17 protein-coding genes are annotated in these 12,728 nt (G+C 54.7%); 10 read left to right on the forward strand and 7 right to left on the reverse strand.

Annotation, left to right across the window (positions count from 1 at the left end):
• The first annotated feature begins 201 nt into the window (after positions 1 to 201).
• Positions 202 to 1,002, forward strand: a complete 801-nt coding sequence (locus tag GOV90_RS04835; protein WP_171093970.1) for a methyltransferase domain-containing protein — start codon at positions 202 to 204, stop codon at positions 1,000 to 1,002.
• A gap of 108 nt (positions 1,003 to 1,110) precedes the next feature.
• Here GOV90_RS04835 and GOV90_RS04840 read toward each other — a convergent pair whose 3' ends face one another.
• The 3 genes from GOV90_RS04840 to GOV90_RS04850 form a co-directional block, all read right to left on the reverse strand.
• Positions 1,111 to 1,983 (reverse strand): methyltransferase domain-containing protein, encoded by an 873-nt coding sequence (locus tag GOV90_RS04840; RefSeq protein ID WP_254429067.1) that lies wholly within the window; start codon positions 1,981 to 1,983, stop codon positions 1,111 to 1,113.
• A gap of 130 nt (positions 1,984 to 2,113) precedes the next feature.
• Positions 2,114 to 2,686, reverse strand: coding sequence for a carboxymuconolactone decarboxylase family protein (locus GOV90_RS04845; protein ID WP_170806671.1), 573 nt, complete (start codon positions 2,684 to 2,686; stop codon positions 2,114 to 2,116).
• A gap of 478 nt (positions 2,687 to 3,164) precedes the next feature.
• Positions 3,165 to 4,037, reverse strand: a complete 873-nt coding sequence (locus GOV90_RS04850; RefSeq protein ID WP_171093972.1) for a bile acid:sodium symporter family protein — start codon at positions 4,035 to 4,037, stop codon at positions 3,165 to 3,167.
• A gap of 194 nt (positions 4,038 to 4,231) precedes the next feature.
• Here GOV90_RS04850 and GOV90_RS04855 point away from each other — a divergent pair, with 194 nt between their 5' ends.
• The 4 genes from GOV90_RS04855 (at position 4,232) to GOV90_RS04870 (ending at position 7,509) form a co-directional block, all read left to right on the forward strand.
• Positions 4,232 to 5,242, forward strand: coding sequence for an AraC family transcriptional regulator (locus GOV90_RS04855; RefSeq protein ID WP_170806673.1), 1,011 nt, complete (start codon positions 4,232 to 4,234; stop codon positions 5,240 to 5,242).
• Positions 5,243 to 5,403: 161 nt separating this feature from the next.
• Positions 5,404 to 6,270, forward strand: a complete 867-nt coding sequence (locus tag GOV90_RS04860) for a cysteine hydrolase (protein WP_058282012.1) — start codon at positions 5,404 to 5,406, stop codon at positions 6,268 to 6,270.
• Between the two features lie 48 nt (positions 6,271 to 6,318).
• Complete coding sequence (locus tag GOV90_RS04865; protein WP_171093974.1) at positions 6,319 to 6,804, forward strand: YHS domain-containing (seleno)protein; 486 nt, start codon at positions 6,319 to 6,321, stop codon at positions 6,802 to 6,804.
• A 135-nt stretch (positions 6,805 to 6,939) separates the two neighbouring features.
• The gene (locus GOV90_RS04870) at positions 6,940 to 7,509 is read left to right on the forward strand and encodes a carboxymuconolactone decarboxylase family protein (RefSeq protein WP_171093976.1); all 570 of its coding nucleotides are present in this window, start codon (positions 6,940 to 6,942) and stop codon (positions 7,507 to 7,509) included.
• A 46-nt stretch (positions 7,510 to 7,555) separates the two neighbouring features.
• Here GOV90_RS04870 and GOV90_RS21295 read toward each other — a convergent pair whose 3' ends face one another.
• On the reverse strand, positions 7,556 to 7,948 hold the full coding sequence (locus tag GOV90_RS21295) for a LysR substrate-binding domain-containing protein (protein ID WP_256368028.1): 393 nt from the start codon (positions 7,946 to 7,948) through the stop codon (positions 7,556 to 7,558).
• Between the two features lie 352 nt (positions 7,949 to 8,300).
• Positions 8,301 to 8,570 carry a DUF2312 domain-containing protein gene (locus tag GOV90_RS04880; RefSeq protein WP_171093977.1) on the reverse strand — a complete coding sequence of 90 codons (270 nt, stop codon included), beginning with the start codon at positions 8,568 to 8,570 and terminating at the stop codon, positions 8,301 to 8,303.
• Between the two features lie 151 nt (positions 8,571 to 8,721).
• Here GOV90_RS04880 and GOV90_RS04885 point away from each other — a divergent pair, with 151 nt between their 5' ends.
• Positions 8,722 to 8,940, forward strand: coding sequence for a hypothetical protein (locus GOV90_RS04885; protein WP_171093980.1), 219 nt, complete (start codon positions 8,722 to 8,724; stop codon positions 8,938 to 8,940).
• A gap of 9 nt (positions 8,941 to 8,949) precedes the next feature.
• On the opposite strand, the gene GOV90_RS04890 is transcribed toward GOV90_RS04885, so the two are convergent.
• The gene (locus GOV90_RS04890; protein WP_171093981.1) at positions 8,950 to 9,165 is read right to left on the reverse strand and encodes a hypothetical protein; all 216 of its coding nucleotides are present in this window, start codon (positions 9,163 to 9,165) and stop codon (positions 8,950 to 8,952) included.
• Positions 9,166 to 9,409: 244 nt separating this feature from the next.
• Here GOV90_RS04890 and GOV90_RS04895 point away from each other — a divergent pair, with 244 nt between their 5' ends.
• The 4 genes from GOV90_RS04895 to GOV90_RS04910 are packed head-to-tail and all read left to right on the forward strand — an operon-like array spanning position 9,410 to position 11,600.
• A complete protein-coding gene (locus GOV90_RS04895) occupies positions 9,410 to 10,273 on the forward strand; it encodes an MBL fold metallo-hydrolase (RefSeq protein ID WP_171093983.1) in 864 nt (287 codons plus the stop codon).
• A gap of 26 nt (positions 10,274 to 10,299) precedes the next feature.
• Positions 10,300 to 10,728 (forward strand): YeeE/YedE family protein, encoded by a 429-nt coding sequence (locus GOV90_RS04900; protein WP_171093985.1) that lies wholly within the window; start codon positions 10,300 to 10,302, stop codon positions 10,726 to 10,728.
• Positions 10,728 to 11,159, forward strand: a complete 432-nt coding sequence (locus tag GOV90_RS04905) for a DUF6691 family protein (protein WP_171093987.1) — start codon at positions 10,728 to 10,730, stop codon at positions 11,157 to 11,159. The genes GOV90_RS04900 and GOV90_RS04905 overlap by 1 nt, the downstream gene beginning before the upstream one ends.
• 9 nt (positions 11,160 to 11,168) lie before the next feature.
• Complete coding sequence (locus tag GOV90_RS04910) at positions 11,169 to 11,600, forward strand: TIGR01244 family sulfur transferase (RefSeq protein ID WP_171093988.1); 432 nt, start codon at positions 11,169 to 11,171, stop codon at positions 11,598 to 11,600.
• Between the two features lie 10 nt (positions 11,601 to 11,610).
• On the opposite strand, the gene GOV90_RS04915 is transcribed toward GOV90_RS04910, so the two are convergent.
• On the reverse strand, positions 11,611 to 12,714 hold the full coding sequence (locus GOV90_RS04915) for a FliM/FliN family flagellar motor C-terminal domain-containing protein (protein ID WP_171094462.1): 1,104 nt from the start codon (positions 12,712 to 12,714) through the stop codon (positions 11,611 to 11,613).
• Positions 12,715 to 12,728: the final 14 nt, after the last annotated feature.

Genomic DNA, 12,728 nt, shown 5'->3' on the forward strand with positions numbered 1-12,728 from the left:
GTTCGACGATAGATGATGCGGCCCTCTACTCCAACTGCCTGAATACGAGGTTCGCTCAGGGCTTTTTACTGAAGCTCCCTGCCCTTAGCATAAACCTCCTATTTGCCCCAAGTATACCCATTTTGGCACGGCTTGTTCTTGGTTCAGGTGATGCTAGGGTTTTTGGTAGAGAATACTGAGCGTTAATGGAGGGTGGTTGGGATGGCTGATCCGTTTCAAGATGTAGATGCTGCGGGTGCGGAGTTCATTGCCGCATTTGCCGACTCGATGGACGCGCGTCAGGCCGATCCCACAATGGAAAAGATCGTTTCAAACTATCTGGCCAAACTTGAGTTTGCCGAGGATAGTCTGACGATTGAAGTCGGATGTGGCGCAGGAGCTGTCACGCGCCGCATTGCGGAGAAGGCCAAACCCGCGCGCATCATTGGTTTTGAGCCGTCTGTCGGCTTTGTGACCGAAGCAAGAGCGCGGGTTGGGGGCCACGACAATGTGGCGTTTGAGGTCGCCGATGGAGCGTCGCTGCCCCTGGATGATGGCTCGGTTGATAACTTGATAATGCACACGGTGCTTACCCATGTGGAAGATCCGGCACCTCTTCTGACCGAGGCAAGGCGCGTTCTAAGGTCGGGAGGGCGTCTCGTGGTGTGTGACGCTGATTTTTCGAAAGCGTCACTGGGAAACCTGCCAAACGATCCTCTGGACGCCTGTGCCAAAATATTTGTGAACGAGTTTGTCACCGACCCATTTGTTGTCGCCAAGCTGCGCGGACTGGCCTCAAATGCCGGCTTCACTGTCGAAGACTTCAGTCTTCAAAGCAGAAGTATACTGGACAATGACCAAATGCTCCCCTGGGTCGAAGAAACGGGAAAAGTGCTGATGAAACGCGGTGACATTGGAGAGGATCTGCACAATGGATTAGTCGCCGAGTATCGCCGTCGAGCAAGAGAGCGCACACTTTTTGGCTATCAGGTCTTTGCAACACTGATTGCGAGACGGCCTTAAACTCTTGGCATTCGAGTGGCGACGGTAGACAACCGTCAGCCGCCAACCTTGCTCCATACGATGGTTTAGCGCGCACGGCCGAGGTCAAGTGGCAGTATTGTAGAACGATCAACCCTTTTTGCGCGCCACGACGATAAATTGGGTCATCGAAAAGAAGAAGCGTCCAGCTTTTGCAAGGCCGAGCTGCTCATCGAACCACGATTGCGCAACAGCGGGATCCACATGGTCATTTGCAACAGCGTATTGCTTCATGAGGTGCATCATCATGATTGCGAGGCCATCAGGCTTTAACTGGTGATCTGTCATTGTGAACGACAAGACATTTTCCACATGGTCGCCGCGAGCCTTTATCAGTGCAGGCAGTCTTTCCGGTAAGGAACCACTCACAAAGTGATGGTTCCAGGAAGTCAGCATCTTTTGCATTCTTCCGGGCTCGTCGCTGAACCAAATCAAGCTGCCAAAGTGTAGATCGCTGATGACAAGGCGCCCGCCGGGTTTGACGCACCGCAGCGTGTCAGCCAGTGCACCGTCTACATCGTCGATGTACTCAAAGACCTGTACCGAGACGGCCTTGTCGGCACTCTCATCCTCAATGGGCAAGCTATTTGCGGCACCAGCACGAAACTCCACGTTTGCGTAGTCGCTGCATCGTTCTTTAGCGGCTGCTGTCATGTCGGCGCTTGGGTCAATCCCGATGACATAGCCATCCGAGCCAACTGCGCGGGCCAACTCCGCTGTTAACATCCCGTTGCCACAACCGATGTCCAAAATAGTTTCACCGGGAGCCGGGCACAGCGCATCAAATGAAGCCTGTCTTCGCCGCGTCAATTCAGCTCCTTGATAGGCGATTTCAAGTAATCTCGTTGTCTCCGCGTCAAACTTAAGCAACTCTCCCCCCTTACAAAGCCGACAAGTTCCCAAAACCTTATCAGAAAATGGGCTATCAACGAAAAGCAGGACGGATAGTTGAGGCTTGAACATGGATCCACCGACAATAAATGAACACGCCGATTTGATCCGACGAGTGATTTAACCCTGAGAGCGAAGGACGCTGCTGGCGTTTTATCGGACCATCTTTTTGTGCTCGTTCGAAAGTTTGAACAACATCAATTCATGGGATGTCGAGGCCGTTCTCTCGTCCGAAATCGGTATAGAAGCTGTCACTGCGGCATCTGTCTAAAGTGGCTTCGTCCGCTTCTCTTGGGTCGGTGCCAGGGCTTTGAACACCTGTTCCTTCTATGAAGCGGTTCACGAGATTGAAGACACCACAGACCTGGATAGCATCGAACAGCGCGCGCTCTGACCAGCCTGCCGCGTAGACCGCATTTGCGTCGGCTTCTGTCATTCGTGATGGCGAGACGGTGAGCTTTTCAATGTAAGCCAGTAGCGGTTTGAGATGATCCTCGACCGGTGCCGTATCGCGGTCTTCCATCAGTGCTTCGATTGTCTCGACCTCAATGCCGTAGGCTTTGGCGAAAACGATGTGCGCCCCATGGCAATACGCACAAGCATTCAAGCCAGAGACATAGGCTGCAATCAATTCACGTTCAGCAACCGAGAGGTCGCTCTCGCCCCTCATCACAAGGCTTTCGTACGCACAAAGCGGAGAAAGTTTGTCTGGAAAGGCTTGATAGACACTTCCCAGCGTCGCGTTCTGCGGCAGAGATGGAAACAGGCGTTTCATTCAATTCTCTTTCAATCTTGCTTGAGTAAACCTCGTCTCAAAGTGAGGAACCAAAGTTGTTTACGCAACCCCGAAGCAATTCCGGGTTCCGCACAGAGATTCTGTTGGAACACTACGAACGGCAGGTTTGCCTAACGAGACCCCAGCAAGTTCGTCGTTTGGTTAAAAGCAATATCATTTGAGCCGTTCTCGTAAGTCTTCAAAGTATGGATTGAGCTCAAAACCGGGGCTTCACATCCAAGCGTGGTGACTTCCGCCTTGCGGACAAAACTGACCTTGGAGTCTACACCTTCGCTGACGCAGGATCCACCGCACTGGCAGCAACAGTTTTTCCCTTCAACAGGGAAAATCGCCAAAGCGGCCGTTCCACAGAGGGCTTGGGAGCTCCTTGATCGCTCTTTGACCAGATGGCGCTCCGGCATGGAAACTAAGGGACTTGGCCCAGCCCATAATCAGAGCTGGCAAATAGGCGTCAGGATCATAAAATTGGGCTTCTTCGCGCAAGGAAAGCGAACACAGGCAACATTGTTACGATCCAGACCACGCTATAAATTGCGGATGGGATGGCATATTCGCTTAACCCATTGGTGTTAGGCAACAGCAAGGTGGCAATTGCGATCCCCAAAGCTCCGTTTTGAACGCCGGTCTCAATTGAAATCGTCTTCGCCTCGATGTCTGTGCATCCGAGCATCCCTGAACTCATGATGCCAATAAACGTGAGTGACGCACCTACAACCAAAAGTGCGGGTCCAAGCCTAAGGAAGTTATCCGCGACCACCACCCAGTTTGAAATGATCGCGCCTCCAATGACCAGCGCAAAAAGTAGCATAGAGACCTTGCTAAAGACTGGTTCGACAGCGGCTACAATCCGCGGCGCCAATGACCGCGCGGTCACCCCGACTAGGATTGGAGAAGCTGTTAAAAAAAACATTTCTAAAGCCGTCGAAGAGATGTCGATAGCGGGCGCAGTTGCCCCCATGAACATCTGCATCGAAAACCCCAGGATAAGCGGTACGGTAACGACACAAGTCAGACTGAAGACTGCTGTAAGAGTAACGGACAAAGCAACATCCCAATTCGAAAGCTTGGTTACGATGTTACTGATCGCCCCGCCCGGACAGGCCGCTAAAATCATGATACCAACGGCTGTCTCGGTGGAAATCCCAAAGATAAAGATCACCATCAAAGCGATGCAAGGCAGCAAAATGATCTGGTTGAGAGCCCCGACGCAAAAGGCACGTGGACGTCGTCCGATGCGTTGAAAGTCAGCCGCTGTGAGTCCGAGGCCAAGGCAGAACATGATGACAACAACTGCGAGCGGCAGCAGCACAGATATAAAAATTTCGCCCATCCACCATGACCTCTATGACTGCATGCTTCCGCACGCTTTCGGACGATACCGTTCAGAAAACCTGATGACGAGTTTTATCAGTTTGGCGCATTTATCCTCAAGCGCCCGAAGATCGAGGCTGTCTCTATTTATTATACCTATCACTGGGTGGGACGATCTGGTGTGAAAGAGCATTCCAGTGCTAATCTCACTGTATGGCAAGTGTAACTTACGCATTCGCCCGCGCGATGGCCAACGCCGCCGGGATGACGCTGAACGACGATGGCGCCCTGATTTCGAATGGCGCTGTCGTGCTGCGTCTACCAGAAGCTCAAGACGGCCAATTGGCGGATGATGCGTATTTCGATCTGATCGATTGGATTCGTGCGCAACAAGCGGATGAGGTTGCGTTGGTTGAGGCCTATGCGAACGCGATTGCGACCGATGATCTCGGCGTCCTTGGCCTGGCTGTAAAGACAGCTCCCACCTTGCGGGAATCTTTGCAACGGATCGAACGTTACTTTCGTCTCGTCACGGACACCGCAGTTTACAGACTTGACGAAACCGGCGATCCGGTCCTTTGGATATTTGAAGGGCAAACGCCACATCGCGCCGCCTTGGAATTGCGCAACGAATGCGCGCTTGCCGCCTTTGCACAGAATATGTATCGGTTTGTGGGTGCTGGATTGTCGCTCGAATATGTCGCGTTCAAACATGCGTGCCGACAAGAGCATGAACGTTACGCCGAGCATTTTGGTTGTCCCGTGCAATTTGGTACTGACCACAACGCCATTGCTATGCGCCCTGCTATGCTGGAAAGCGAAAATCGTCTTGGCGATCCGGGCTTGTCAGATTTCATGACGAAGCACCTAAATGAGGAGTTCAACTCTCGCGATGACGACACCTCACTGAGCCAAGCAATTGTCCACCGGCTTACGCCAGCCCTAAGTAACGGCGCACCGCAGGCGGCGCATGTCGCCCAAGAGATGGGAATGAGCGAGCGCACTCTTTACCGCAGGTTGGCCGAAGAAGGGCTGACCTATCGCGACGTTCTTGGTCAGGCACAAGTTGCACTCGCTCGTGACCTGCTCCGTGACGGTAAGGCTTCCATAGCCGAGATCGCCTTTATGACCGGGTTTTCGGAACAGAGCACGTTCAGCCGTGCCTTCAAGCGCTGGGTTGGCCAGGCTCCGGCACGATTCAGGCAGCAGGCGACCTCCGACTAGCCACACACCTCAAGACCACATGGCAGGTTCGGCCAAAACCTTGGCAGGGCGGGCCGATACCTCAATCGATGTGGCGCCTAACTTCTTCTTTGTCAGATCCACCTGGGGCGCTCCCGAGTAAAGCAAACCCATTTGCCCCTCTCAGACAAAGGAAATTTGCAATGAGCAATCATGACCACAAACATGGAGCAAGCTGCGCTTGCGACGTCACGCCCGAACGCGTTGATATGGCGCGCCGGCGACTCTTGCAACAAGCCGCCGGTGCGGCCGCGGCAGGTACAACAATAGTGGCTGGCGGGCAGGCCCTTGCCGCGACCGACGAAGCACGCGCCTACTATGCTGACCCGGAAAATCCAGGCCTTCCCCAAATCGACATGACCATCGAGCCGGGGCGTACTGCGCTTGTGGTGACCGACCCCCAGATTGATTTTTTGTCAGAGGACGGTGTGACGTGGGGCGTCGTTGGCGAAAGCGTGACCGAGCAGGGCACCGTCGACAATATCGAACGGCTTTTCATTGCCGCCAAGGCTGCGGGGATGCCGGTCTTCATCTCGCCCCACTATTACTACCCACATGACCACAAGTGGGAGTTCGAGGGCACTCTGGAAGCCACGATGCACAGCATCGGCATGTTTGACCGCCTGGGACCGCTCAATTTGGACAACTTCGAGGGCTCAGGTGCCGACTGGATGCCGCAATACAAGAAGTACATCGAGGATGGCGAAACCATCATTTGCTCGCCACACAAGGTTTACAGCCCTGCTCAGAATGACCTGAACCTGCAATTGCGTAAACGCAAGATCGACAAGGTGATCCTCGCGGGGATGTCGGCGAACCTGTGTACGCAGGCGCATCTCTACGAGCTGCTGGAGCTGGGCTACGAAGTCGCTGTCGTTCGCGATGCCACAGCCGGGGCCAAGGTGCCTGAAGGTGACGGGTATCTCGCCGCCATCATCAACTTCCGCATGGTCGCCAACGGCGTCTGGTGGACCGACGACGCGGTTGAGCGCATCGGCCAATCAGCCTGACCCGAACCGACTTTCCAAATTGATCCTGACATCACGAAAGGACACAACATGAAACGCATCTTTATGTTTCCTGCGCTTACAACAGCGCTGACTCTTGCCCTGGCGGCGGCGGCATTGGCCGATGATGAATACAACGTCTCGAACAGTCTGACGCTGACCGGACACCCCCTTGGTATGCACGGCGTCGATCCTGTGTCGATGTTTGAAGCTGAGAAACCCGAGATGGGCAACGCCGCTTACACATCGGCTCATGACGGTGTGGACTACTATTTTGCATCACAGGCAGCGCAAGCCACGTTCGAAGCGGATCCGACGGCACATCTGCCCCAATTCGGCGGTTTCTGCGCCTTTGGCGTCTATGTCGGCAAGAAGCTTGATGGCGATGTTCGCTATGCCGATATTGTCGACGGCAAACTCTATCTCTTTGTGAATGAAGACATCTTCAAGAAGTACCTTGAGGACAAAGAGACCGTGATCCAAGGCGCCCATGCGAAATGGGCAGATATCCACCAAACGCCTGTCGGCAGCCTTTGACCAAGGAATTTGGTGGCTTTTGCCGGTCGGAGCCACCCCTGCCTCTCCCCTCCCCAAAGACCGGCATTTCTCCAAGACGCCCTGTCCGCAAGGACAATACGGGTGCGAAAAACCTCATCCCAAAGGAAACCAGACATGACTGATTTTGAGACCTATACAATCGCCTCTGCCCCTGAAGCCGCGAAACCAATTCTGGAAGCATCGCTGAAAGGGTATGGCTTTGTACCCAACCTTTATGCTGCCATGGCCGAAGCTCCTGCAATTCTGGAAGGCTACACGACACTTTCCAGCATCTTCGGAAAGACCAGCCTGTCAGAGACTGAGCGCCAGATAATCCTGATGACCAACAACCGGTTGAACGGGTGCAAGTACTGCATGGCCGCCCATACCACGCTTTCCCAGATGGCCGGTGTCCCCGAGGACGTCATCACCGCATTGCGAACTGGCAGCCCCATTGCCGACCCCAAGCTGGAAGCGCTGCGCAAATTTGCCATCGTGATCAACGAAAGCCGGGGCTGGCCCAGCGACGCCCAGATCGAGGCGTTTCTAGTGGCAGGTTACACACGCCAAACCATGCTGGAAGTCATCCTTGGCACCGCTTTGAAAGTCCTGTCGAACTATACGAACCATGTGGCGGACACCGCTTTGGATGATGCCTTTATTCCAAATGCGTGGACCTCTTCGGTTTCGGCGGCGGCTGAATAGCGCGAACTCGCCCTTTGTTGGTCGCGCGTTCAGAACTGGACTCTTTTCAAGCTAGAAGGGGATTGGATTTGAGGCGCTCGGCCGTAAAATTGACAAAAGCGCGCACCTTCGCAGACACGGTTCGTCCCCCTTGATGAACAAGGTGGATGGGAACCTCGGGTGGCTCATATGACTTCATGACAGTCTTGAGCCGCCCATCTGCAATGTAGGGTGCCACCTGATACGACAAAAGCCGTCCGATCCCATGACCTTGCAACGCCAACTCAATCACGGCGTCATTAGTATTCATGCTGATGCGTGGGTTCACTCGTTTGGTTATGCTCTTTCTACCGCTTTGAAAATGCCATTGGGCGGATGCATTCAGGGCAGTAGAATTAATGATCGCCGACCTTGTGGCTCTCCACAGCCCGGGAGGAGCGGTTTCCGATGCACTGTCCATTGGTAAGCAGGTGAGAGGTGCTGAGCTTTCTACAGCCGTTCTAGCTGGCTCGATGTGCGTGTCGTCATGTCCTTACATCCTTGCAGGCGGTGAGGAACGCCTCGTCTCTCGTCGAGGCATTGTGGGTAGGCCCGGAATACTGCGAAAATAGGCTTCTGTTGCTACCCGTACCAAAGACTTTGCAAAGTCCGCTTACTGCGCATTCCCGTTACTCATCGTTTTGAAGGTCAGCCTAATAGTGCCCTTACTATTTGTGCGCAGTGCTATGTCGCTCTTCTTGGCATTCGCCAGCCCTCATCACCACTCCAAGGGCAAGTGACCTGAGTCTCAGAGCTGGTTCATAGACTCGGTTTTAGGTCATACCAAGAATTTCTTTGTACATCTCCAACACAGCCTCTTCTTCGGCAATGTCGTCCTTGTCACGCTTGCGCAGCGCGATCACTTTGCGCATGACCTTGGTGTCGTAGCCCCGGGCTTTGGCTTCGGCCATGACTTCTTTCTGTTGTTCGGCCAAGTCTTTTTTCTCGGCATCCAGACGTTCGAACCGTTCGATGAACTGGCGCAGCTCGCCTGCGGTCACGCGGTAATTGGCGGCGGCCTGATCTTCGGTGATGTCTTCCATTTGCGTCTCTCCCAAAGGCTGAAAATCTGATGCAAGATGCCGGATACAGTGCTGTAGCCCGGGTCGCAAGCACCCAATCCTCAGACGCACTTGTGCCACCTGATCCGATCCGTTAAGCGCGGGGTCAGTTCACGATGAGATGTGGGGAACCATGTTTGAATTCATCACCTGGGGCGGAGCAGCCCTGTCCCTTGCCGGGCTTTGCGGTCTTGTCTCGTGTATTCTTCGCGTGATGAAAGCGCGCAAGGCCGGTTTGTCGGATGACGAATTGCGCGCTGTTGTTCAGGGCGTACTGCCCTGGAACCTGGCCTCTTTGTTCTTGTCGGTTATTGGATTGATGATGGTCATCCTCGGGATATCCTTCGGATGACCGCCTAGTTCAGATCGGCAGGTTATCGAACTGCGCTTCCATCGCGTCTTCGCACAAAGCCGCATCCAGTCGCCGCAATCGCGACGGCACGTGCATACCCTGCTGTCGCATTCGATCAACAACCTTGCTCACACTCGGTTGCAGCGCCAATCGCGTGTCCAGACACGCGCCTTGAAGCTTTTGTTCAAGCTGTTCTGCTTCGGAATACAGATTAGTTGCTGTCATAACCATCCTCCCAAGTGTTGCCAGTATCCCTCATATAGGTAACGGGAATAAGACCCGCAGATGTTAACCTGAATGTGTGCGGGATTTTGCCTGACGTAATCGTAATTTCGGCAATTCGGCGCAGATGGGTTAAAGTTTAAGCCATTTTAATCGAACCTGCCTTGACGGGCATCAAATTCAGATTGGCAGTTGTGTCACATTCCGAAATACATATATGAATTAAGCAACCGAAACGGAGGACAATATGACGCCCGCAGTGAAAGCGTTTTTCGACGATCAAACCTTTACGGTGTCTTACGTCGTCTACGAACCACAAGGGCGCGCCTGCGCCATTATCGACAGCGTTTTGGATTTCGATCACGCCTCGGGTCGAACAACGACCGCTTCGGCTGATCAGATCATCGACTATGTGCGCAGTCACGACCTTAGGGTTGAATGGATTCTGGAAAGCCACGTTCACGCCGATCATCTGTCTGCGGCCCCCTATCTGCAACAGGAGCTGGGCGGCAAGATCGGGATTGGCGCTCAGATCGTCACCGTTCAGGACACGTTCGGCAAGGTTTTCAACGAAGGAACCGAGTTCCAGCGCGATGGCAGCCAGTTCGACGCGTTGTTTTCGGAAGGCGACAGTTTCCACATCGGCCAGATGCGCGGAGACGTGCTGCATACCCCAGGTCACACGCCTGCCTGCCTGACCTATGTGATCGGCGACGCAGCTTTTGTAGGCGACACGCTGTTCATGCCCGATTTCGGAACGGCACGATGCGATTTCCCCGGCGGCTCCTCGGCGACCCTCTACGCGTCGATCCAGAAAATTCTGACCCTGCCAGATGAGACGCGAATCTACGTGGGCCACGACTACAAGGCCCCGGGCCGCGACGAATACGCGTGGGAAACGACAGTGGGCGAGCAAAAGGCCCTGAACGTCCATATCGGACAAGGCCGCAGCATCGAAGAGTTTGTGGAAATGCGCGACGCACGCGATGCGACACTTGCTATGCCGCGCCTGATTTTGCCGTCCTTGCAGGTTAATATGCGCGCAGGACAGATGCCGCCTGCAGATGAGGAAGGTGATGTCTTTCTGAAACTGCCGATCAACAAACTCTGACACGGGTAAACAAAGGGATGAACCTCATGAATATAGAGTGGGTCATGGGCCTGTTCGGCGGTTTACTGATTGGTCTGGGCGGGGCTGTTTATCTGCTTGGCAACGGTCGGATCATGGGCGCAAGCGGCATCCTGGGCGGCCTTGTTGATGGCAGCGCCCGCGATACGATGGCCGAGAAGTTGGCCTTTGTTGCTGGTCTGATCGGTATGCCGTTTCTATTGCGCCCGCTGATTGCGCCCGAGGTTCAGACACATCTTACCAGCAACTTGATCCTTGTCGTCATCGCCGGGTTGCTGGTTGGCGTTGGCACACGCATCGCCAATGGCTGCACGTCTGGTCACGGGGTTTGCGGCATTTCCCGGTTTTCACTGCGCGGGATCGTGGCCACCGTCTTTTATATTCTAGCCGGGGGCGTGACCCTGGTTTTGTTGCGTCACTTGTGGGGCCTGATCTGATGCGCCTTTTCATTGCTTTACTTGCCGGATCACTTTTCGGTACCGGATTGTTGATTTCAGGCATGACCGATACGACGAAGGTTCAAGGGTGGCTGGATGTTTTCGGCAACTGGGACCCGACCTTGGCCTTTGTGATGGGTGGAGCGATTTTGCCTATGCTGATCGCATGGCGCTTGACATCAGGACGTAAGTCTTTGACTGGGAACGCATTTCCGCCAGCTGCAAAACCCGAAGTAGACCGAAAGTTGGTCGTAGGATCAGTGCTGTTTGGAATGGGTTGGGGGCTGGTTGGTCTTTGCCCCGGACCAGCGATGGCGTCGTTGAGTTACGGAGGGCTTGGCGGTGTGGTCTTCCTGGTCGCGATGGCGGCAGGCATGTTCGTTGCCCCAACATTTGGCGCGCAACTGGACAGAGCGGCAAACGCGGCCTAAGGAATTGGCATGGAGATTCGACCCATCACCCCCCGCTATGCCGTATCGCCGCAGATCACAGTTGAGGATGTGCCTGCAATAGCCGCTGCCGGCTTTGTGAAGGTGATCTGCAACCGCCCCAATGTCGAGGTCCCGCCCGTGATGCAATCCGATGCAATCGGCGATGCCGTGCGTGCTGCGGGCATGGAATATGAGGTGCTGGAGCTGACCCATCAGACGATGACACCAGAAAACGTGAAGCTTCAACGTGATATGGCAGAAGGCTGCGGCGGACCGGTCTTGGCCTACTGTGCGTCAGGCACGCGATGTTCCGTTGTTTGGGCTTTGGGGCAATGCGACCAAATGAGTACAGATGAAATCCTGAACGCAACGACGAATGCAGGGTATCAGTTGGAAAATTTGCGCCCTGCTTTGGACAGTCTTCGCACCAAAGCGGGTTAAACACTCTGCGTTACGAGCTGCCATTCTCTGGTTCGGGTGTATTCAGCCCGGCCAGTTGAGAGATTTCGGCCACCATCCGATCAGAGTCGTCCAGGATCAGATCTTCTGAAAGGCTCCCCTCAAAGTCCGTCATGGGCACCGGGGGTGTGATTTCTACCACGTTGGCCATTGGTTCGTCCAAACTGTCCTGCGGGTGAATCCCTCTGCGGCTTTCAATAAACTCCTGGGCTTCAGTTCCGCTTAGCGCTGGTAGCGCAGCATGTTCGTTCAAGCGTACTGCTCGCAACCCTCCGCACTGGCCCAAGCGACCAACACCTGCCCGCGTGCGTTCGATCGTCAGGATCTCGGTTCGGTCCAAACGCGCCCCACGCAGGGGCAGGATGTCGCCAATTTGCACAGCGGTCAGCATAGACAACGGCACGGTCATCCGACACAAAGCCGCGTTCAAATCGGCCTTCACCACACCCGAGGAATGCTCAAGTCGCGGACCTGAATGATCCGATGCCTCATCAGCTATGTCAGACACGATTGGGGATTCTGGCACAAAGACCGAGATATGCCCTTGCCGTATCCCATTGGCCAAATCGACGGTCAGATCAAAGACCCGATATACTTCATCTGTCAGAGCCAGCGACAGTTCCCGAAGGTTCGCAGCGCGCGATGCATACTCATGACCATCAAGGCAAACCTGCTCTGCTGTCGGGTCAATCAGACCGGCGGATCGGGTCAGAGCAGCTTCGATCAGAGGCGAAGACATGGCGGCGTCCGTGTCTGTAAATGCACGAGGAGCCGGATCGTCCTGCAAGACCTCTCCGATCGTTTGGGTTTGAACGATGGCGGACACCAGATGCGGGTCAAGGCAAGCCGCCAAACGCCCCCCAGGCCCGTCAAACACCAGCAACAGCCAATCCGGACCAATCGCTTCGACCAGATCCTCTGCAGACCGGCTGGATTGCTTAGCCCCTATTACTGCAAGCGATAAATTCACGCGGTCGTTTGCGGCCCGCGCAAACCCCAGACGCAGCGCCCGCAGAACCGAGCGCGGACGGTCACCCAGATCTTTCTGACCAACGGTCAGTTTTCGCGCCAAGGCGGCATTGACGGTTTCTGACATGACGCCGATCACCA

Origin of the sequence: Ruegeria sp. HKCCA5929, assembly GCF_013034525.1 — a bacterium.
Taxonomy (GTDB): Bacteria; Pseudomonadota; Alphaproteobacteria; order Rhodobacterales; family Rhodobacteraceae; genus Ruegeria.

Bases quoted from the DNA above. Each gene is read 5' to 3' on its own strand.
- GOV90_RS04835 (WP_171093970.1), top strand. From the start codon at position 202: ATGGCTGATCCGTTTCAAGATGTAGATGCTGCGGGTGCGGAGTTCATT.
- GOV90_RS04840 (WP_254429067.1), bottom strand. From the start codon at position 1,983: ATGTTCAAGCCTCAACTATCCGTCCTGCTTTTCGTTGATAGCCCATTT.
- GOV90_RS04845 (WP_170806671.1), bottom strand. From the start codon at position 2,686: ATGAAACGCCTGTTTCCATCTCTGCCGCAGAACGCGACGCTGGGAAGT.
- GOV90_RS04850 (WP_171093972.1), bottom strand. From the start codon at position 4,037: ATGGGCGAAATTTTTATATCTGTGCTGCTGCCGCTCGCAGTTGTTGTC.
- GOV90_RS04855 (WP_170806673.1), top strand. From the start codon at position 4,232: ATGGCAAGTGTAACTTACGCATTCGCCCGCGCGATGGCCAACGCCGCC.
- GOV90_RS04860 (WP_058282012.1), top strand. From the start codon at position 5,404: ATGAGCAATCATGACCACAAACATGGAGCAAGCTGCGCTTGCGACGTC.
- GOV90_RS04865 (WP_171093974.1), top strand. From the start codon at position 6,319: ATGAAACGCATCTTTATGTTTCCTGCGCTTACAACAGCGCTGACTCTT.
- GOV90_RS04870 (WP_171093976.1), top strand. From the start codon at position 6,940: ATGACTGATTTTGAGACCTATACAATCGCCTCTGCCCCTGAAGCCGCG.
- GOV90_RS21295 (WP_256368028.1), bottom strand. From the start codon at position 7,948: ATGGACAGTGCATCGGAAACCGCTCCTCCCGGGCTGTGGAGAGCCACA.
- GOV90_RS04880 (WP_171093977.1), bottom strand. From the start codon at position 8,570: ATGGAAGACATCACCGAAGATCAGGCCGCCGCCAATTACCGCGTGACC.
- GOV90_RS04885 (WP_171093980.1), top strand. From the start codon at position 8,722: ATGTTTGAATTCATCACCTGGGGCGGAGCAGCCCTGTCCCTTGCCGGG.
- GOV90_RS04890 (WP_171093981.1), bottom strand. From the start codon at position 9,165: ATGACAGCAACTAATCTGTATTCCGAAGCAGAACAGCTTGAACAAAAG.
- GOV90_RS04895 (WP_171093983.1), top strand. From the start codon at position 9,410: ATGACGCCCGCAGTGAAAGCGTTTTTCGACGATCAAACCTTTACGGTG.
- GOV90_RS04900 (WP_171093985.1), top strand. From the start codon at position 10,300: ATGAATATAGAGTGGGTCATGGGCCTGTTCGGCGGTTTACTGATTGGT.
- GOV90_RS04905 (WP_171093987.1), top strand. From the start codon at position 10,728: ATGCGCCTTTTCATTGCTTTACTTGCCGGATCACTTTTCGGTACCGGA.
- GOV90_RS04910 (WP_171093988.1), top strand. From the start codon at position 11,169: ATGGAGATTCGACCCATCACCCCCCGCTATGCCGTATCGCCGCAGATC.
- GOV90_RS04915 (WP_171094462.1), bottom strand. From the start codon at position 12,714: ATGTCAGAAACCGTCAATGCCGCCTTGGCGCGAAAACTGACCGTTGGT.